This window comes from Acidovorax sp. Root217, from assembly GCF_001428645.1.
Taxonomy (GTDB): Bacteria; Pseudomonadota; Gammaproteobacteria; order Burkholderiales; family Burkholderiaceae_C; genus Acidovorax.
In genome coordinates this window covers 66,836-85,605 of the sequence record NZ_LMIH01000029.1, presented here as the reverse complement: position 1 = coordinate 85,605, position 18,770 = coordinate 66,836, and the positions used below count along the sequence as shown (strand labels likewise).

Here is an 18,770-nt window from a genome sequence, read left to right as displayed (position 1 = left end):
TGGCGCTGGCTCCGTTCAGGGGCCTTTGCGTGATCGACCCAGAGAGTGTGCGGGCGGCTACCGCTCGGTTGCTTGACCTGCGTCAAGCCTTGCCGCGTAAATTTCTCGCCATGTAACAAATCGCTTACCAATCCAGCCATTGCGCCGCAGAATGGGGCTCAGGAGGGGGCTGCATGATCAACAGGTTGCTGAACCGGGTTTCACCGTTTCGCAGTGTCCGGGCGCGCTTCTCTGCCGTCATGGGCGGCTCGGGCATCGTGCTGGGTCTGGCTCTGACGATGTTCATGGAGTGGCATCTGGAAGAAGGCCTGCGCGGCTCGGCGCGCGATACCTTGAATGCCGTGGCCGACGAGATCGCCCACGAGCTCAACGAGGACATCAACAACCGCCAGCGCGAGGTGGAGCTGATGGCGGACATGATCGCCGGCCGCAACGCCATCGATCTGCAGTCGATCCGCAAGTCCATGGACGAGCTTCAGGGCCGGGAGTCGACCTACGCCTGGATCGGATTGGCCGATGCGCGGGGGCAGGTGATTGCTGCATCCGGTGGGCAGCTGCAAGGCGTGGATGTGTCATTGCGGCCCTGGTTTGCGGCCGGGTTGCGCGGCGGCTTCGTTGGCGATCCGCACGATGCCGTGCTCTTGGCTCGGTACCTCGCGCCGCGGCCGGACGGCGAGCCGCTGCGCTTTCTCGATGTGGCGGCACCGCTGCTGGACAAGCGGGGCATCGCCCAGGGCGTGCTTGCCGGTCACCTGCACTGGGACTGGGTGCGCCAAGTTGTCTCGGACACCGTCGCCAAGCGCCGCAAGAAGAACACGGTCGAAGTGCTGATCGCCAACCGCAAGGGGGAATGGCTCCTGAGCTTCAATCGCCACACAAAGCTGCCAGGCGCTTCCCTGCAAGCGGTGCAGTCCGACGCAGCCTACCTGGTGGCGACGCAGAAGGTGGTCGCTGCCGTACCTGCCGATGGGCTGGGCTGGACGGTGGTGGTGCGCGAAAGCATCGACAGTGCCCATGCGCCCATCTACCATATGCGAAAGCTCATGCTGGCAGCCACCACTGTGCTGGCCGCGCTTTTTGCGCTGCTGTCCTGGCTGGTGGCGGGGCGCGTGGTGCGGCCCATCGTGGAACTGGCCGACGCGGCCAGAAGCCACGCGCGCGATGCGGCCCAAAGCCCTGAGCAGCCGCGCAAGAGGGCTGTGGACGAGACGCTGGTGCTGGGCGCGGCCATGGACCAACTGGCCCATCATGACCGGCTCACGGGCCTGTTCAACCGCAGCGAGCTGCTGGCAAGATTGCAGCAAGCCATTGAGCAGGCACGCCCACGCCGTTCCTTCGGCGCGTTGCTGCTGGCCAACCTTGACAATTTCACCGTACTCAACAACACCCGTGGGCACGAGGCGGGTGACCAGTTGCTTGTTGCCGTGGCAGCCCGCCTGCGGCAGCTGGAGGATGAGGGCGCCGTTCTGGCGCGCATCGGAGGGGACGAGTTCCTGGTACTTCTGCAGGACCTGGGCCGCAGTCCGGGTCTAGCACAGGAGCGCGCCGCCGCCATGGCGGCCACCGTGCTGGAGCTGTTGGCCACGCCATTCGCGCTGGAGGACGGTGCCTGCACGGGGCACTCCTCCATCGGAGTGGCCGTGGTTGGCGACGATGCCACCACCGCGAATGAGGTGCTGCAGGGTGCCGAGCTGGCCATGCTGGAGGCCAAGAAACGCGGCAAGGGCCAGGTGGCGATGTTTGACCAGAGCATGCGCGATGCCCTGCACGAGCGGGTGCAGTTTGAGCAGGATCTCAAGAATGCAATCCCGGGCCAGCTCGTTGCCTTCTACCAGCCGCAGGTTCACCTGTCCTCGAATCTGCAGGGCGCCGAGCTGCTGGTGCGTTGGAAGCATCCGGTGCATGGCATGGTTTCACCGGCCCGCTTCATACCACTGGCTGAGGAGACGGGCCTCATCCTGCCCTTGGGCCGATGGGTGCTGGAGACGGCCTGCCGCACGTTGTGCGAATGGGCTGCGCACCCTGTGCGCAGCCACCTCGTGCTGGCCGTGAATGTGAGCGCCCGCGAGTTCAGCGACCCCGGTTACCTGCAGGGAGTGCGCAGCGTGCTGAATGCCACCGGGGCCAATCCGCAGCGCCTGAAGCTGGAGCTGACCGAGAGCGTGCTGGCCAAGGATGTGGACGAAATGGTGGACAAGATGCAGGCGCTCAAAGCCCTGGGCATCAGCTTCTCTCTGGACGACTTTGGCACCGGATTTTCGTCGCTGGGCTACCTCAAGCGCATGCCGCTGGACCAGCTCAAGATCGACCAGTCTTTCGTGTGCGAGCTCGCCACGAATGCCAACGATGCCTCCATCGTGCGTGCCGTCGTTGCGCTGGGCCAGGGGCTAGGCCTGCAGGTGATCGCCGAAGGCGTGGAAACACTGGAGCAGCGCAACCTGCTGGCGCGCTACGGCTGCACCTGTTACCAGGGCTACCTGTATGGTCGACCCGCCCCGATCCAGGAGTTCGAGGCCACCATCGAGCGTGCCTGGGAGCGTTGATCGAAGGCACCCCCCTTGCTGAGCAGCCGGCTTGACGCCTGTGCTGCAGCAGATCGACAGTGCATTGGACGGGAAGGCCCTTTCAGCCTTGTGGCGGTGGTGTAAACAGTGCATCGATCTCCAACTCCACCCACACCCCGTCGGGCAGGCTGGCCGCGCCCAGTGCGCTGCGCGCAGGCAGCGCATGCTGCGGGAAGGCCATGGCCAGCACGTCCGATGCGGCGTCGAGCACCCGAGGGTGTGCGCCAAAGCCGGGTGCCGAGCGCACGAAGCCGCGCAGGCGCACCACGTGCTGCACGCGGGCCAGCTCGCCGCCGCAGGCGGTGCGCAATGCGGCCAGGGCGTTGAGCATCGCCACGGTGGCTGCATGGCGCGCGGGCTGCAGGTCGGCATCCGATTCGCAAATGCCGGCCAGGGCCTGGCCGGCGATGCGGCTGGTCTGGCCGCTCACCGCCACCCAGCACTGGCCCGCCACCTCGTGCACATGGCAGGGCGCGTAGCTGCCGCGCGGCTGGGGGGCGGGTGGCAGCACCAGGCCGGCGGCGGCCAGGCGTTCTTCGGGCGTGGTGTGCATGGTGTCGTCGTTCATGCCGCGCCCTCCATCACCTCGCCGCTGAGCCAGCAGCCGGCGACTGCACCCTGCGAATCAAACCGCGGCCGCACCGCGATGGCCGAGGGGCTGCCCATGGCGTCGCCCTGGCGCACGGTGCACACCACGGGCGAAGCCGCGCTGCCCACCGCGATGGTGCCGGCTGCTGCCAGGTGCCCCCAGAGCGCTGCCGCCGCAATGCCGGTGGCTGCATCTTCCGGGTAGCCGGATTTGCGCGGGAACTGGCGGGCGAACACGGTGGGTTCTGCCGCCTGCCCGTTGGTGGCCAGCGCATAGGGGTACAGGCCAGTGGAGGCGATGGCGTCGCAGGTGGATTCCATAGCCGCGAAGTCCGGCGTGAGACCATCGAGCGTGGCCGCATCGGGCAGGGGCACCAGGGTCTTTACGCGGCTGGTGGCCGCGTTGGTCATGGGCGCGGTGCAGGCAGGCAGGCGCAGGGTGCGTGCCACGAGCGCTGCGGCGCTGCTCTCCAGCGCCTGTTCGCGCACGGCGGGCTGCGAGATCCACACGCGCTGGCGTGCCGCGTCCCACTCCACGTCCACCAGGCCGCTCATCGTCTGCACGCGGGCCGTGGGCGTGGTCCACACGCCCCAGCGGCGCAGCGCCCACAGGCTGCCCACGGTGGCGTGGCCGCACATCTCCATCTCGTGGTGCGGCACGAAAAAGCGCAGGCGCCAATCGGCACCGGGTACGTCCGCCGGCAGTACGAAGGCCGACTCGTGCCCGTGGGTGCGCGCGATGTCCTGCATCTGCTCGGCATCCATGCCGCGCGCATCGGCCACCAGCGGCACGGGGTTGCCGCCGGCCGGGCCGTTGACGAAGACGCGGATCAGAACGACCTGGCCGGGTGCCGGCAGCGAGGCGGGAAAGGGGCGGTCTTGCTCAATCAACGCGGGCTCCTACTGCCTTGGCGATGCGGCCCCAGTAGGCCGTGTCGCGCACCACCGCGGCCTGCAGTGCATCGGGCGTGCCGGGGGCGGCGTTCACGCCCAGCGCGGCCAGCTCGGCGGCCACGGCGCGGTCGGACAACACGCTGTTGAGTGCCTGGTTGAAGCGTTCCACCACCGCCTTGGGTGTCTGCGCGGGGAAGACGATGCCGTACCACAGCGACTGGTCGAACCCGGCCATGCCCTGCTGCTGGAAGGTGGGCACGCCAGCCAGCAGCGCATTGGGCGCCGTGGTGGCCACGGCGTGGATGCGGCCCGCGCGGATGTAGGGCACCAGCCCGGCCGGGTTGTCGAACATCAGCTGCACCTGGCCCGAGATCAGGTCGGTGTAGGCCGGCGCGGCGCCGCGGTAGGGGATGTGCACCAGCGGCACCTTGGCCACGCCCTTGAACTGCTCGCCCAGCAGGTGCGAGACCGTGCCTGCGCCCACCGATGCGAAGCTGAAGCCCTCGGGTTTGGCCTTGAGCGCGGCCAGCAAGGCCTTGGTGTCGGGCTTGCCCAGAGCGCCTGTGGTGGCCAGCACGTAGGGCGATGTGCCGATGAAGCCGGCATACGCGAAGTCCTTGGCCGGGTCGAACGGCAGCTTGGGGTACACGCTCACGCTGACCGCATGGGTGCTGGTGGTGGCCACGCCCGCGGTGTAGCCGTCTGGCGTGGAGCGGGCCACCAGGGCCGAACCCAGGGTGCCGCCGGCGCCTGCGCGGTTGTCGATGACGAGGGGCTGGCCCAGCTCCTTTTGCAGCCGGGGCTGCAGCGCGCGCACCACCAGGTCGGTGCCGCCGCCGGCCGGGAAGGGCACGACCAGGGTGATGGGCTTGGTGGGCCATGCAGTCGTCTGCGCGAGCAAGGGTGCGCAGATGCCGGCAAGGGCCAGGGCCAGCAGGGCGTGTCTGCGGGGATGGGAAACGGGGGGCAAGGCGGGCATAGGGAACTCCATTACGAAGGAGATCCCATGCTAGGAACCGCGCCCCGATCCGGAAAACCAGAATGCGACAGGCCGTGATCCCAATTGCGACAGGTGCTGCAGCAGGGTCAGTGTGCCACCGACTTCAGCAGCCGCGTCAAGTGCCCGCTGGTCGCAAACCCCAGTTGCACGCTCACCTGCGCCAGCGGCAGGCCGGTGGCCAGCAGCCGGCGCGCGTGGGCGGCCAGCATCTGCCTGCGCAGGGCCACGGGGCTCTGGCCGAATTCGTCTTGGCAGGCGCGCTGCAGCTGGCGGGTGGAGGTGCCCAGCTCGCAGGCGATGGCGTCGATGCCCTGCAGGGGCTCGTTCCAGTCCAGCGCCTGGGCAAAGCGCGCCAGCATCTGCCGTGCGGGTGAGCGCGGCCGGGCCACGTCGAGCGGGCGCGCCCGGGCGATCTGGCGCACCACGGCCAGCACCAGGGGCTCGGCCGCGCGCGGGTCCAGCGCCGGGGCCAGCAGGGCGTCGAGCATGGACAGGGCCGCCGCGTCGAGCCGGATGGCGCCCCGCCCGGTGCCGCAGGCGCGCGCGATCTCGGGCGCCAGGTACAGCTCGCCATGCTCCTGCTGCTGCGTGGCGGACTGGGTGCGGTGGGCGGTGGCCACGGGCAGCAGGATGGCCTGGCTGCGTGCCAGGCGCATCTGCGCGAAACCGGCATGGCCAGGGGCGCCTTCACTCTGCCAAGCGCTTTGCAGCGCCCCCTTGCGCGGCCATAGCAGCATGGCGCAATCGTGCACATGCCAGTCGAACTCGTAGTGCGCCTGGCGGCTGTGGCGCAGCGCAAAGCCCTGGGCCGCCAGCTGGGGGAGCTTGGGCGACAGGGTGGGTTGCAGTGCGGGGGCGGTGGTCATGTCACTGAAAGTGCATGCACGCACCATGCCAGATGCCAGGGAAGATGTCGAGCGCAGCCCCATGCGTATCCGGGCCTTCCGACAGGAGCGGCGCACACAGCTCAGCGAAGCGGTTCTGGCTAGGCGCTGCGTCGCAGGCAGTACGGTCAGTACGACAAGACGCAGCAACAACGCCAGAAGAGCTGTGTTCGTCGCTCTCAGGCAGCGACAGGTTGCGGCTGCCCCAGCGATCGCAGTATGTCCCGCACCATCTGCGCGCGGTCCTTGGGGTCCTTGAGCTCGCGCTCGATGCGCAGCTTCTCGTTGCCCGCCAGCTTGATGTGCTTGTTCTTCTGGATCAGCTCGATGATGCGCATCGGGTCGATGGGCGGCTGGGGCTTGAAGGTGATGTGGATGACGCCCGGGGCGGCATCGACCTTCACCACGCCGTAGGGCTGGCTCAGCACGCGCAGGCGGTGCACATCGATGAGGGTCTGGGCCTGCGGCGGCAGCTTGCCGAAGCGGTCCACGATCTCTTCGAGCAGGCCGTCGATCTGGTCGGGGTTCTTGGCGGTGGCCAGCTTCTTATAGAACGACAGGCGCAGGTGCACGTCGCCGCAGTAGTCGTCGGGCAGCAGGGCGGGGGCGTGCAGGTTGATGTCGGTCGTGACCGACAGGGGGCTGAGCAGGTCCGGCTCCTTGCCGGCCTTGAGCGCCTTGACGGCCTCGTTGAGCATCTCGTTGTACAGCTGAAAGCCCACCTCCAGCATGTTGCCGCTCTGGTTCTCGCCCAGCACCTCGCCGGCGCCGCGGATCTCCAGGTCGTGCATGGCCAGGTAGAAGCCGCTGCCCAGCTCTTCCATCTGCTGAATGGCATCCAGGCGCTGGGCGGCGTTCTTGGTCAGGCCCTCGGTGTCGGGCACCATGAGGTAGGCATACGCTTGGTGGTGGCTGCGGCCCACGCGGCCGCGCAGCTGGTGCAGCTGCGCCAGGCCGAACTTGTCGGCGCGGCTCATGATGATGGTGTTGGCCGTGGGCACGTCGATGCCGGTCTCGATGATGGTCGAGCACAAGAGGATGTTGTAGCGCTGGGCCACGAAGTCGCGCATCACGCGCTCGAGCTCGCGCTCGGGCATCTGGCCGTGGGCCACGGCGATGCGGGCCTCGGGCAAGATTTCTTCGAGCTTCTGGCGGCGGTTCTCGATGGTCTCCACCTCGTTGTGCAGAAAGTACACCTGCCCGCCGCGCTTCAATTCGCGCAGCACCGCCTCGCGTATCACGCCCGTGCCCTCGTTGCGCACAAAGGTCTTGATCGCCAGGCGCCGCTGCGGTGCTGTGGCGATGACCGACAGGTCGCGCAGGCCTTCGAGCGCCATGCCCAGCGTGCGCGGGATGGGCGTGGCCGTGAGGGTGAGCACGTCCACCTCGGCGCGCAGGGCCTTCATCTGCTCCTTGTGGCGCACGCCAAAGCGGTGCTCCTCGTCGATGATGAGCAGGCCCAGGTTGTGGAACTTGGTCGATTCGCTGAGCAGCTTGTGCGTGCCGACCACGATGTCCACCGTGCCGTCGCCAATGCCCTTGATGGCGGCGGTGATCTCCTTGCCCGAGCGAAAGCGCGAGACCTCGGCCACCTTCACCGGCCACTTGCCGAAGCGGTCCATCAGCGTCTGGTAGTGCTGCTCGGCCAGCAGCGTGGTGGGCGCGAGAAAGGCCACCTGCTTGCCGCCCGTGACGGCCACGAAGGCGGCGCGCAGGGCCACCTCGGTCTTGCCGAAGCCCACGTCGCCGCAGACCAGGCGGTCCATGGGGCGCGGGCTGATCATGTCCTGGATCACCGCGTGGATGGCGGCGTTCTGGTCGGCGGTTTCTTCAAAGCCGAAGTCGTTGGCAAAGGTCTCGTAATCCTGCGGGCTGTAGCGGAAGGCATGGCCCTCGCGCGCAGCACGGCGGGCGTAGATGTTGAGCAGCTCGGCCGCGCTGTCGCGCACCTGCTCGGCGGCCTTGCGCTTGGCCTTTTCCCACTGGCCGCTGCCCAGCTTGTGCAGCGGCGCCTCGTCGGCGCTCACGCCGGTGTAGCGGCTGATCAGCTGCAGCTGGCTCACGGGCACGTAGAGCACGGCCTTGTCGGCGTACTCCAGGTGCAAGAACTCCTGCATGGCGGGCGTGCCGTCGGCGTTCTTGTTGCCCACGTCCATGTTGACCAGGCCGCGGTAGCGGCCGATGCCGTGGGCGCTGTGCACCACAGGGTCGCCCACGTTGAGTTCGGCCAGGTCCTTGATCAGCGCCTCGACATCGCTCACCTGCTCCTGCTTCTTGCGCCGGCGCGTGGTGGGGCCGGCGGCAAACAGCTCCGTCTCGGTCACGAAGTCGATGCCGTCCTCGATCCAGCTGAAGCCCACGGTGAGGCCAGCGGTGGCAATGCCCACCTTTTCGTCGGGCGTGCCCTGGAACTCGGCCAGCGAGTCAAAGGCCGGCGGGCTGACCCCGCTGGCGCGCAAAAAGTCGAGCAGGCTCTCGCGCCGGCCCGCGCTCTCGGCCAGCAGCAGCACGCGGTGCTGCGTGTTGCGGATGTGGGCGTGCAGGCGGGCCAGCGGGTCCTCGGCCCCGCGCACCACCGACAGGTCGCCGAGCTTCTGGAAGTGCGGGTTGTCGGCAATGTCCTCCACCCCGGGGCGGATGGACAGCTGCGCATGCAGGTTGGCGCGGGTGTAGAACTGGTCTACCGAGAGGAACAGCGATTCGGGCGGCAGCGCCGGGCGCTCCGGGTCGCCCTGCACCAGGCGAAAGCGGTCTTTCGTGTCTTGCCAGAAGCGCTGGAAGGCCGGCTCCAGGTCGCCATGCAGCACCACGGTCGCCTCGCTGCCCAGGTAGTCGAACACGGTGGCCGTGTCGTCGAAGAACAGCGGCAGGTAGTACTCGATGCCGGCGGTGGCCACGCCGTTGCCCATGTCCTTGTAGATGCGGCTCTTGGTCGGGTCGCCCTCGATCATCTCGCGCCAGCGGCTGCGGAACTTGGCGCGCGCATCGTCGTCCATCGGGAACTCGCGGCCGGGCAGCAGGCGCACCTCGGGCACGGGGTACAGGCTGCGCTGGCTGTCGGGATCGAAGGTGCGGATGCTGTCGATCTCGTTGTCGAACAGGTCCACCCGGTAAGGCACCAGCGAGCCCATGGGGAACAGGTCGATCAGCCCGCCGCGCACCGCGTATTCACCCGGGCTCACCACCTGGGATACGTGGCTGTAGCCGGCCAGCGTGAGCTGGGCCTTGAACTTGGCCTCGTCGAGCTTTTGCTTGACCTGGAAGTGGAAGGTATACCCCGCCAGGAAGGACGGCGGCGCCAGCCGGTACAGTGCCGTGGTGGCTGGGACCAGCACCACGTCGGCCTCACCCTGGCTGATGCGCCACAGCGTGGCCAGCCGCTCGCTGATCAAATCCTGGTGCGGCGAAAAGGTGTCGTAGGGCAGCGTCTCCCAGTCCGGGAACAGCGCGCAGCGCAGCGTGGGCGCGAAGAACGCCATCTCTTCGATGAGGCGCTGCGCATCGGTGGCGTCGGCCGTGACGATGGCGGTGGTGCGGCCTGCGGCCTTGTCACGTTCGGCCAGGCGGGCCAGCAGCAGGGAATCGGCGCTGCCCACGGGGCGGGGCAGGGTGAAACGTTTACCGGGGGAGAGTTTGGGCAGTTCCATGCGGACGGTAGGGGTCGTCTGGGCCACCGCATCCCCAGGGGCGCGAGACGCGCACGGGCTGGATGGGGGGCAACAGACCATTTTAGGTGGTGGAACGCATCTTTGCTGGGGCGTACAGGCTGTGACAAGTGCCCAGGCGCCGCGTGGCCCGCGCTGACCGTCGTCCATTTCCGTCCATTCGTCGGTCCATGCCCACGCCCGCAGCCCTGTGTCCCTACACTCGCGCGCCAAAAGGAGAAATCGCCTTGATCCCGCTGACCCCCCGACATTTGAACGACCAGCGGCTTGACAGCGCCCTGGACGAACTGCTCGCCAACGCCCGGCTGGCCGCCGTGGCCGGCCACGCGAGCGAGGCCCTGGCCGCACTGGGCCTGCTACTGCAGCGAGAGGGGGCATGGCGCCTGCCGGCGCACGGTGCGCTGGTCGCGCAGTTGAAGCGGCTGTTGCCCGCCGTGGCGCTGCTGGCCGGGCAGGGCTGCCCTGCCGTGGGGGAGCAGGAGGCGATGGATTGCGACCCACTGGCCGACTGGGCCGGGCAGCAGTCCGGGCAGCTGCTGCAGTCCCTGGCCCTGCCGGGCCGCCTGCAGCTGGCACCTGCGGGCCAGGATTGGTCGGCCGACTTCCTCGCCACCCTGGTGCAGCGCCAGGGCGCGGCCGGCGACCCGCGGCCGCACCTGGCCTTTGGTGCCTTCTGCATGGATGCGGAGCTGGTGCTCAAGGTCCGCATTGCGCAGCATTTCGGCGCGTCGAACGCCTTGCTCGCCGATGTGCCCACGGCCGATGACTTGACCGCGCTGGGCCTGCCCGAAGACGAGGTGGCCGCCATGCTGGCGCAGCTGCAGTCGGCCGGCCATATCGACGTCGCGCCTACGGCCGAGGCCACGGACACCCTGGCGATTGCGCGTGCCATGGCCGGCTACCTGCGCGCCACGGGCTTTGCCGGCGGCTACCTGGTACACAGCATCTGGCAGGCCAGCTGGCTGCTGCTGGCGGGGCAGGGCCGCGACGGCGATGCCACCGAGGTCGCCGCCGCCTGGCTGGCCCACGATGCGCCGGCCGCTGCCACAGGGTTGCTCGACCTGGCCGTGGTGCCTGTCGCCGCGAACCTGCTGCGCGCGGGGCACCTGGAGCAGGCGGTGGGCGTGGATGCACAGGCCGTGTCCACATGGCGGGCGGCTCTGGCCAAGCGGGCGGCATCTGCGCCTGCGCCTGAGCAGCCAGCGGCGGTGCCGCCAGCTACTCCCACGGAGCCGCGCGAAGCCTGGCTCGCCCGGCTGCAGGGCACGCCCTTGGCGGCGCTGGACTGGCTGGCACTGCCGGTGCCCGGCCATGCGGGCGCGGCCAGTGGCGAAGTCGCCTGGGCGGCCCAGGTGCAGGTGCCTGAACGCGAGGCCCTGTGGCAGGCGGCGCGGGCGCTGGTGGAGCAGGGCAGTGGCCGCTGGCCCGTAGTGACAACGCTGTGGTCGGGCAGTACCGAGGCACCAGAACCCGAGGCGCTGGCCGATGACCTGTTCATGCGCTTCCCCTATGAGCAAGGTGCAGCGCGCGACGATATTTCGCCCCGGTCCTTCATCGCCACTGCGCGCGGCATCGGCGCTGACGAGGTGCTGGCCGAGCTGGCAGAAAGCTTCTACCCCCTGGATGAAGAGGACCAACTGGACGTCTGGCGCGGTGAACTCGCTGCGGCCGGTGTGGCCGAGGAGGCCTGCGCCGGCTTCGACACCTCCTGGGCCGCATGCGCCGGTGACCGGCTGCGCTTTGAGCGCTGGCTGGCTGCCCTCGAAGAGGCCCAGGGTGCTGCTGACCCCGAGCGCGGCCGCCAGGAGCGCTTCGATCCCGACAACGCCTGGCTGGTGCTGCTGCCCACACCCCACAGCGAAGAAGCGCTGGCCTACCTGCACTGGTATGGCATGGAGCGTGGCCGTGCCGATGGCTTCATCGCACTGCTGCGCCGCTGGCGCGAGCGCTACGGTGCCGAGCTGTGGGCGCACTACGGCACCATGCTCGAATTCAGGGTGCGCCAGCCACCGCAGGACTTCGACAGCGCCCTGGCGCTGGCGCGCGAGCATGACCTGGCGGCGCCCTGCACCCTGGCCCTGCCCGGCATCTCCTTGCGCCACCATGCGCTTGGGCTTGTGGGGCATGGCACCTGGTTCCTGCACGAGAGACCTTGACACATTGGCGGGCGGGAGGCGCCAAGCCTCCTAAAATGGCCCTCTCATGACCATCGACCCGCTGCTGCAACCCTCGCTCACCGCTTCGCACGCACCCACGTCTGTGCAGGGGCGTTTCTGGGCGCTGGTGCCGTGCGCGGGCACGGGCTCGCGCGCGGTGGCGGCGCCCCCGGCCGCACCGGCGGGCTCCACCATCTCGGCGTTCGGCGCGCTGGCCGGGGCTGCAGGCGAGCCCCTGGCACCCGCGCCGCCACAGTTGCCCAAGCAGTACCACCTGGTGGCGGGCCACCCCATGGTCATGCACACCCTGGCCGCATTCGCGGGGGTGGGGCGCCTGGCGGGCACGCTGGTGGCCGTGGCGCCGGGCGACCGCTACCTGGACGCGCACGACCACCCTTCGTACTTCGTGGTGGAATGCGGCGGCCCCACACGCGCGGCCACGGTGCAGGGCGGGATCAGGGCCTTGCAGGAGCGCGGAGCCCAGCGCGATGACTGGGTGCTGGTGCACGATGCGGCGCGCTGCCTGGTCACCGCCGAGCAGATCGACCGCCTCATCGATGTGTGCGCGCAGGACAGCGTGGGCGGCCTGCTGGCCCACCAGCTGGCCGACACGCTCAAGACCTCCATCGACGGCCCGGGCGGCGTGCGCGTGGCGTCCACCGTGGACCGCAGCAACAAATGGCTGGCGCAGACGCCGCAGATGTTCCGCATCGGCCCGCTGCTGGACGCGCTGGCCAGGGTGGGCACCAACGTGACCGACGAGGCCAGCGCCATGGAGGCCATGGGCCTGCACCCGCGCCTGGTGCCCGGCGGCGCGCAGAACTTCAAGGTGACCTACCCCGACGACTTCGCCCTCGCCGAGGCCGTGCTGGCCCAGCGCGGCTACGGCACCACGCTGGCCCGCTTTGGCGGCGATCGTGGGCAAGGCGCCACCGAGACCGGACGCAAGACGATTTTTTAAGAGCGGCTAACAAAACTCTTCTGGCGTCGTTGCTGCGTCTTGTCGTACTACCCGTACTGCCTGCGACGCAGCGCCTAGCCAGAACCGCTTCGCTGAGTTTTGCTATCCGCTCTAAGACCGCGCAAGCGGATGTATGACTTCGCGTCCCGTGTGGGCGCGTGGAAAGGAACGCATGAATTTCAGAATTGGGGAAGGTTGGGACACGCACGCACTGGTGCCGGGCCGTGCCTTGGTGATCGGCGGTGTCACGATTCCCCACACCATGGGACTGCTCGGGCATTCCGATGCCGACGTGCTGCTGCACGCCATCACCGACGCCATCCTCGGCGCGGCGGGCCTGGGCGATATCGGCCGGCATTTCCCGGACACCGATGCCCAGTTCCGCGGTGCCGACTCGGCCGTGCTGCTGGCCGAAGCCGCGCGCCGCGTGCGGGCTGCGGGCTACACCATCGGCAACGTGGACAGCACCGTGGTGGCCCAGGCCCCACGCCTGGCGGCCCACATCCCCGGCATGTGCGAGTGCATTGCCAAAGCCCTTGGGGTGGAGCCCGATCAGGTCAACGTGAAGGCCAAGACGGCCGAGCGCCTGGGGCCCGTGGGGCAGGGGCTGGCGATGGAGGCGCGGGCGGCTGCGCTGATCTACAAGGCCTAAGTTTCCGCAGCCCAGGCTGCCACATAGCCTGGCGTAGCAGCCGTGTTCAGTCGGTCTGCCACGGGCGTGCCGCGCACCTGCACCAGCGGCAGCACACCCGTCCACACCGGGTGCTGCATGTCCTCGGCATCGTCCACCGGCGGCCCGCTGCGCACCTTGCACGCGGCCTCGTCGAGCGCGATGCGCATCACGGTGGTGGCCGCAAACTCCTTGTCGTTGCCGGCGCGCACCTCGGCCTGGCGGCCCACGGCCAGGTGGTCCATCAGGGCCGCCAGCGATGCATGCTTGTCGGCCACGGCCTCGAAGCGGCCATACACCATGGCCGAGCGGTAGTTCATCGAATGGTTGAAGGCCGAGCGCGCCAGCACCAGGCCGTCGAGGTGGGTGATGGTCACGCAGGCCTGAATTCCCTTGCCCAGCCACTTGATCAGGCGCCCGCCGTTGGAGCCATGGATGTACAGGTGCTCGCCCTCGCGCCAGCAGGCCGTGGGGATGCAGTGCGTGCCCTTGTCGTCGGCAAACGCCACGTGGCACAGGTAGGCGGCGTCGATGATGGCGTGCAGCGTGGCGCGGTCGTAGGCGGCGTTCTCGGCCACGCGGCGCACGCGGGTGCGGTCGGTGGGGGGCAGGGCGGCAGGGGCGTTGTCGTTCACGGGTGATTTTTCCGAAAGGGGGAGTGAAGAAAGGAGCGCACTGTAGCCTTGCTGTGGTGCCAGAATAAGACCCAAGCCCGTGCTATTTTTTAGGGCCACAGAAATCTGCCACTCCATGGACTACCAGCTCCTGTTCTCCGACTTCCAGGCCAGGCCGCCGCATGCTGCCTGGTCGCAGCAGCGCCAGTTGCACGAGTGCCTGCGCCACGGCATACGCAGCGGCCTGCTGCCCAGCGGCACGCGCCTGCCCGCCAGCCGCACGCTGGCGGCCGATCTGGGGCTGGCGCGCAACAGCGTGCTCTATGCCTATGAGCAGTTGGCCACCGAGGGCTTTTTGCTCGCCAGCCGGCGCGGCAGCGTGGTGGCGCCGCTGGCAGGGCTGCTGGCACCCCCAGCGGCCCTGCGCACTGTGCCCGGCGTGCAGCGTGCCAGCCTGTCGCGGCGCGCGCAGAACATGCCGCTGCTGCCGGGCTCGGAGGCTTCGGTAGCGTTTGCCCCTGGCGTGCCCTCGCTCCGGGATTTTCCGCTCCTGCGCTGGCGGCGCATGCTCGACCGGGCCTGGGCCTCGATCCGGCCCGCGCAGCTCAACTACGCCGACCCGGCGGGCGAGCCCGCGCTGCGCGAGGCCATTGCCGGCCACCTGCGCGTGGCGCGCGGTGCCCTGGTGGAGGCTGGGCAGGTGTTCATCACCGATGGCACGCAAAGCAGCCTGGACCTGTGCGCCCGCGCGTTGGCCGATGCGGGCGACAAGGTGTGGGTGGAAAACCCCGGCTACCAGGGCGCGGTGGCGGCGTTTCGCGCAGCGCAGCTCAAGACCATCGGCATCGTGGTGGATGCCGAGGGCATGGCCCCCACGGCGGGCGACTGGCTGCGCCAGCGGCCCCGGCTGATCTACACCACGCCCTCGCACCAGTACCCGGTGGGCAGTGTGCTCAGCCTGGCGCGGCGGCTGGCGCTGATCGACGGGGCGCGCAAGGCCGGGGCCCTCGTCGTCGAGGACGACTACGACAGCGAGTTCCGCCACGACGGCCCGCCGCTGGCCTGCATGCAGGGCCTGGCGGTGGATGCGCCCGTGGTCTACCTGGGCACCTTCAGCAAGACGCTGTTCCCCGCGCTGCGCATGGGCTTCATGGTGGTGCCCACGGCGCTGGCGCCGGCCCTGTCCGAGATGCTGGACCGGGCCGCACCGCGCGGGCGCACGGCCGAGCAACTGGCGCTGGCCGAGTTCATCACCAGCGGCCAGTTCAGCCTGCACCTGCGGCGCATGCGCCGCCTGTACCGCCAGCGCCGTGATGCGCTGGTGGCCGCGCTCGGTGAGCAACTGGGCGACATGGCCACCGTGCACGGCGGCTCGGCCGGCATGCACCTGGCGCTGCGCCTGCACGACGGCGCGGCCGACGACGTGGCGCTGAGCGCGCGGCTGCTGGCGCAGCACGGCATCATGGCACCGGCGCTCAGCCTGCATGCGGTGGGCCTGCGCGCCCAGCCCTGGCGCGGCTTTCTGCTGGGCTATGCGCAGGTGCCGGTGGAGGCCATGGAGCCGCTGGTGAAAAAACTGGCGGGTGTGATGCGGGGCTGAACCGACGCCATCTTGGAGGGGTTCATGGGCGCTGGATCAGAGGAGACATCGGCAGCAGCCGGAACGCCAGCGAGGCCAGCGCCAACCAGGCAGCGATGGCCAGGAACACCATCTGGTAGGGCTCGGTGCCCCGCGCCCCGGCCCAGCCGGCCACCACGCCGGTCAGCGATTGCATCAGGGCCACGCCCAGGAACATGGACATGGTGTACAGCGACAGCGCGCGCCCGGTCATCTCGGGCGGATAGGAGGCGCGTGCGTCGCTGTACTGCAGCACGCCATAGCCGGACAACAGCCCCATGAGAAAAATGAGCGCCACGGTGGCGGCGCCGTGGTGCACGAAGGCAAGCACCGCAAACAGGCTGGCCATCAGCAGCGAGGCGTTGCCAATCCAGGCGCGGCGCCGGAGTATGCCCGGGTCCAGGCGCCCAAACGCGGCCGGGGTGAAGACCGCAATCAACGAAAGCACCAGCGCCACATTGCCGCTGTCCAGCAGCGAGAAGCCAAAACGTTCGGTCAGCAAGGGCCCCAGCCACAGGCCGCGCAGCGTCAGGAACGCGGCGTAGCACGACATGCCCAGCACCACGATGCCCCAGGTGTGGGGCACGGTGAGCAGCTCGGCAAAGCGCGCCAGCGACTGCCCCCAGCTTTCCTGGGGGGTGGGCGGTGCGTCAGGGACCACGGGCTCGCGCACCAGCGCAAAAATCAGCATCCACGACAGCGCGCTGAGTAGGGCCAGCAGACCGAACCCTGTGCGCCATCCCCAGTGCTGCACCACCCAGGCCAGCGGGGTGCCGGTGAATATCAGGCCCAGGCTGCCGACACCCATGCTCACGCCCGAGTAAAAGGCAAACCGCTCGACCGAGAAATACCGTGCAATGAACAGGGTGCAGGCCACGAACGCCGGTGAGTAGCCGACCCCGATCAGCACCTGCCCGGCCATCAGCCAGCCATAGCTGGGTGCCAGCGCCGACAAGGCGGCGCCAACGATCCCCAACGGCGCAGCCGCGAGCACCGTGCGGCGCAGGCCGTAGCGGTCCAGTGCAATCCCCATGAGCAACTGCGCCACGCCGAACGACAGGCCGAACAGCCCGGCAAACGCACCCAGCGACGAGGCCCCCAGGCCAAAGTCCGCCTGCAGCCCCTGGGCCACGATGGAGGCGGTGGTGCGGTAGGCCTGGCTGAGCGCGAAGCCCGATAGCAGGACCAGCAGCATCAGCCAGAGGGGTTGTGTACGTGATGGTGGGTGGGTTGGGGGAGAGGAAGGCTGCGGTGGCATGCAGGGATTGTGCAGTGCGCGGGCTTGGGGCGCAGGGAACTGGTTGGTGATCCCCTGGGCGGCTTCGCTGATTCATTCTGCGCCTCCCGCTCTGGCAAGTGGCACTACCATGAGGCAAATGAAAGTCAAAGGCCGTTTTAGGCTGGATGCCGACGTTCAGTGGAAATGCGTGGATAGCGGCTTCGCTTTTCAACACCGACCGTATTGTGCATGCCGCACCCGTTTGGTTGACGGACGCGACATCCGCTAGCGCCGTCGAATGCACCTTCCAGGTGGTTGCGGTTTGGTGACTAAGAGTTGGCTTCGCGGTGTTGGCTGTCGAAGTTCTGCCGAGCTTCCCGGAAGCGGTCCGCATTTTCGACGATCCATGTCCAAAGCGGAACCATCCGAACCAGCAACTCCATGCCGGTTTCTGAAAGTTCATACTCGACCTTGGGAGGCACCTCTTCGAAGTCGTGACGGAGCACCAGCCCATCGCGCTCCAACTGCCGCAAGGTCAGCGTCAACATGCGCTGGGTCACCCCGTGCATACGTCTGCCAATCTCAGCGTGGCGGAGCCTGCCATACACGCCAAGGGTGTGGACGATACCGAGCGACCAACGGCTCCCGGCATGCGCGAGCACCTCCCGCCGCACCCCGTCGTCATCGTCCCGCAAGCCGTCACACACGGTCTGCGCGTACTGAAGAATTTCGTCTCGATTCACTGTGGTTTTGCTCCCGGTATCACGCGTGTGCCTTCTTACACTGCCGACGATGCGTGGCTAGACTGGCCCAACTTTCTCTCAAATGGGCTAACAGATGAACCTATCAGATCCTAACGCTACGTCGCAAAATATTCTCGTTCTCGGTGCTGGCGAACTTGGTCTTCCAGTGCTGAGCAACTTGGCACGCCGCGCGAAGGACGTCACTGGGGCGAAGATCAGTGTGCTGCTGCGCGCCAGCGCCGTCGAATCCACCGAACCAGGCAAGCAGCGAGATGTTGCAGAGATTCGCAACCTCGGTATCGAGATCGTCGTGGGCGATCTGGTGAAAAGCTCCATTGACGAGCTTGCCGTAGTGTTCGCACGCTATGACACGGTGATCGGCTGCGCGGGTTATGCCGCCGGGATCAATACGCCGATGAAGCTTGCGCGAGCCGCATTGCAAGCACGCATTCCAAGGTACTTCCCTTGGCAGTTCGGGGTGGATTTCGACGTGATTGGTCGCGGCAGCCCGCAGGACATTTTCGACGCACAACTGGACGTGCGTGAGTTGCTGCGCAGTCAGCACCAAACGGAGTGGGTGATCATCTCCACCGGCATGTTCATGAGCTACTTGTTCGAGTCGGAATTCGGCGTCGTGGATCTGAAAAACAGTGCAGTACACGCCCTGGGTAGCCGCGACACCGCGGTGACGCTGACGACGCCGGAAGATATCGGAGCGCTGACGGCCGCTGTCGTGTTCGCCCAACCGCGCATCCGCAACGACATCGTTTTTCTGGCTGGCGACACCGTGACATACAGCGAGGTAGCGGACAAGCTGCAAGCAGCCCTGGGCCGTCCCTTCAGCAAGTCGGAATGGACCGAGCAATATCTGCTGGACGAACTGGCGCGCGACCCGCAGAACATGATGCGGAAATACCGCGCGGCATTTTCCCAAGGACGCGGTGTGGCATGGGACAAGACCGGCACATTCAATCAACTCAACGCCATTCCGGTGACCGACGTGTCGTCGTGGATCCGTGCGAATCTGGCACCTGGCCAACGCGACTAGTCGGGTTGTTGCACCTACCAGATGCTCTACAGAAATGACCGCTTTTCCTCAAGCGGCGTCTTTGATTGGGCGGCAGCTTTTGGCCTATATTACGCGCTCGACGACGAAGGGGGGATGACCGCAACCGCTGCAAAGCGGTCCCCAGC

Annotated in this window: 14 protein-coding genes; 6 read left to right on the top strand and 8 right to left on the bottom strand. The window is 68.0% G+C overall.

The genetic code is table 11. From position 1 onward, the window contains the following. Positions 1–173: 173 nt before the first annotated feature. On the top strand, positions 174–2,543 hold the full coding sequence (locus ASE31_RS25055; RefSeq protein WP_057204766.1) for a bifunctional diguanylate cyclase/phosphodiesterase: 2,370 nt from the start codon (positions 174–176) through the stop codon (positions 2,541–2,543). A gap of 82 nt (positions 2,544–2,625) precedes the next feature. On the opposite strand, the gene ASE31_RS25050 is transcribed toward ASE31_RS25055, so the two are convergent. The 5 genes from ASE31_RS25050 to mfd form a co-directional block, all read right to left on the bottom strand. After that, a complete protein-coding gene (locus ASE31_RS25050; protein ID WP_057204764.1) occupies positions 2,626–3,132 on the bottom strand; it encodes a RidA family protein in 507 nt (168 codons plus the stop codon). Beyond that, positions 3,129–4,043, bottom strand: coding sequence for a PhzF family phenazine biosynthesis protein (locus tag ASE31_RS25045; RefSeq protein WP_235514761.1), 915 nt, complete (start codon positions 4,041–4,043; stop codon positions 3,129–3,131). Before ASE31_RS25045 ends, ASE31_RS25050 begins: the two co-directional genes overlap by 4 nt. Continuing rightward, positions 4,036–5,025 (bottom strand): tripartite tricarboxylate transporter substrate binding protein, encoded by a 990-nt coding sequence (locus tag ASE31_RS25040; protein ID WP_057204762.1) that lies wholly within the window; start codon positions 5,023–5,025, stop codon positions 4,036–4,038. Before ASE31_RS25040 ends, ASE31_RS25045 begins: the two co-directional genes overlap by 8 nt. A gap of 107 nt (positions 5,026–5,132) precedes the next feature. Beyond that, complete coding sequence (locus tag ASE31_RS25035; protein WP_057204760.1) at positions 5,133–5,912, bottom strand: AraC family transcriptional regulator; 780 nt, start codon at positions 5,910–5,912, stop codon at positions 5,133–5,135. Positions 5,913–6,109: 197 nt separating this feature from the next. Further along, positions 6,110–9,577, bottom strand: coding sequence for a transcription-repair coupling factor (gene mfd, locus ASE31_RS25030; protein ID WP_057204758.1), 3,468 nt, complete (start codon positions 9,575–9,577; stop codon positions 6,110–6,112). 245 nt (positions 9,578–9,822) lie between these two features. Between mfd and ASE31_RS25025 the strand changes: the two genes are divergently transcribed. From ASE31_RS25025 to ispF, 3 genes are all read left to right on the top strand, one after another. Continuing rightward, the gene (locus tag ASE31_RS25025) at positions 9,823–11,751 is read left to right on the top strand and encodes a DUF4253 domain-containing protein (RefSeq protein WP_157412652.1); all 1,929 of its coding nucleotides are present in this window, start codon (positions 9,823–9,825) and stop codon (positions 11,749–11,751) included. A gap of 46 nt (positions 11,752–11,797) precedes the next feature. Continuing rightward, a complete protein-coding gene (locus ASE31_RS25020) occupies positions 11,798–12,712 on the top strand; it encodes a 2-C-methyl-D-erythritol 4-phosphate cytidylyltransferase (RefSeq protein WP_057204755.1) in 915 nt (304 codons plus the stop codon). Positions 12,713–12,884: 172 nt separating this feature from the next. Beyond that, entirely contained in the window at positions 12,885–13,364 is a 480-nt protein-coding gene (gene ispF, locus ASE31_RS25015; protein ID WP_057204753.1) for a 2-C-methyl-D-erythritol 2,4-cyclodiphosphate synthase, read from the top strand. Here ispF and ASE31_RS25010 read toward each other — a convergent pair. Beyond that, the gene (locus ASE31_RS25010; protein ID WP_057204751.1) at positions 13,361–14,017 is read right to left on the bottom strand and encodes a pyridoxamine 5'-phosphate oxidase family protein; all 657 of its coding nucleotides are present in this window, start codon (positions 14,015–14,017) and stop codon (positions 13,361–13,363) included. The genes ispF and ASE31_RS25010 overlap by 4 nt on opposite strands. A 115-nt stretch (positions 14,018–14,132) precedes the next feature. Here ASE31_RS25010 and ASE31_RS25005 point away from each other — a divergent pair, with 115 nt between their 5' ends. Continuing rightward, positions 14,133–15,596 carry a PLP-dependent aminotransferase family protein gene (locus ASE31_RS25005; RefSeq protein WP_057204749.1) on the top strand — a complete coding sequence of 488 codons (1,464 nt, stop codon included), beginning with the start codon at positions 14,133–14,135 and terminating at the stop codon, positions 15,594–15,596. Between the two features lie 22 nt (positions 15,597–15,618). Here the strand turns inward: ASE31_RS25005 and ASE31_RS25000 are convergent, their stop codons facing one another. Then, positions 15,619–16,809, bottom strand: coding sequence for an MFS transporter (locus ASE31_RS25000; protein WP_369819497.1), 1,191 nt, complete (start codon positions 16,807–16,809; stop codon positions 15,619–15,621). Between the two features lie 353 nt (positions 16,810–17,162). Then, complete coding sequence (locus tag ASE31_RS24995; RefSeq protein ID WP_057204745.1) at positions 17,163–17,576, bottom strand: helix-turn-helix domain-containing protein; 414 nt, start codon at positions 17,574–17,576, stop codon at positions 17,163–17,165. A gap of 94 nt (positions 17,577–17,670) precedes the next feature. Between ASE31_RS24995 and ASE31_RS24990 the strand changes: the two genes are divergently transcribed. Next, positions 17,671–18,624: an aromatic alcohol reductase gene (locus ASE31_RS24990; RefSeq protein WP_057204743.1), complete on the top strand. Its 954-nt coding sequence runs from the start codon at positions 17,671–17,673 to the stop codon at positions 18,622–18,624. Positions 18,625–18,770: the final 146 nt, after the last annotated feature.

What these genes read in the sequence shown, in the direction of transcription:
- ASE31_RS25035 (WP_057204760.1), bottom strand. Translation starts at nt 5,912, where the DNA reads ATGACCACCGCCCCCGCACTGCAACCCACCCTGTCGCCCAAGCTCCCC.
- ASE31_RS24990 (WP_057204743.1), top strand. Translation starts at nt 17,671, where the DNA reads ATGAACCTATCAGATCCTAACGCTACGTCGCAAAATATTCTCGTTCTC.
- mfd (WP_057204758.1), bottom strand. Translation starts at nt 9,577, where the DNA reads ATGGAACTGCCCAAACTCTCCCCCGGTAAACGTTTCACCCTGCCCCGC.
- ASE31_RS25050 (WP_057204764.1), bottom strand. Translation starts at nt 3,132, where the DNA reads ATGAACGACGACACCATGCACACCACGCCCGAAGAACGCCTGGCCGCC.
- ASE31_RS25005 (WP_057204749.1), top strand. Translation starts at nt 14,133, where the DNA reads ATGGACTACCAGCTCCTGTTCTCCGACTTCCAGGCCAGGCCGCCGCAT.
- ASE31_RS25040 (WP_057204762.1), bottom strand. Translation starts at nt 5,025, where the DNA reads ATGCCCGCCTTGCCCCCCGTTTCCCATCCCCGCAGACACGCCCTGCTG.
- ASE31_RS25020 (WP_057204755.1), top strand. Translation starts at nt 11,798, where the DNA reads ATGACCATCGACCCGCTGCTGCAACCCTCGCTCACCGCTTCGCACGCA.
- ASE31_RS25055 (WP_057204766.1), top strand. Translation starts at nt 174, where the DNA reads ATGATCAACAGGTTGCTGAACCGGGTTTCACCGTTTCGCAGTGTCCGG.
- ispF (WP_057204753.1), top strand. Translation starts at nt 12,885, where the DNA reads ATGAATTTCAGAATTGGGGAAGGTTGGGACACGCACGCACTGGTGCCG.
- ASE31_RS25000 (WP_369819497.1), bottom strand. Translation starts at nt 16,809, where the DNA reads ATGCTGCTGGTCCTGCTATCGGGCTTCGCGCTCAGCCAGGCCTACCGC.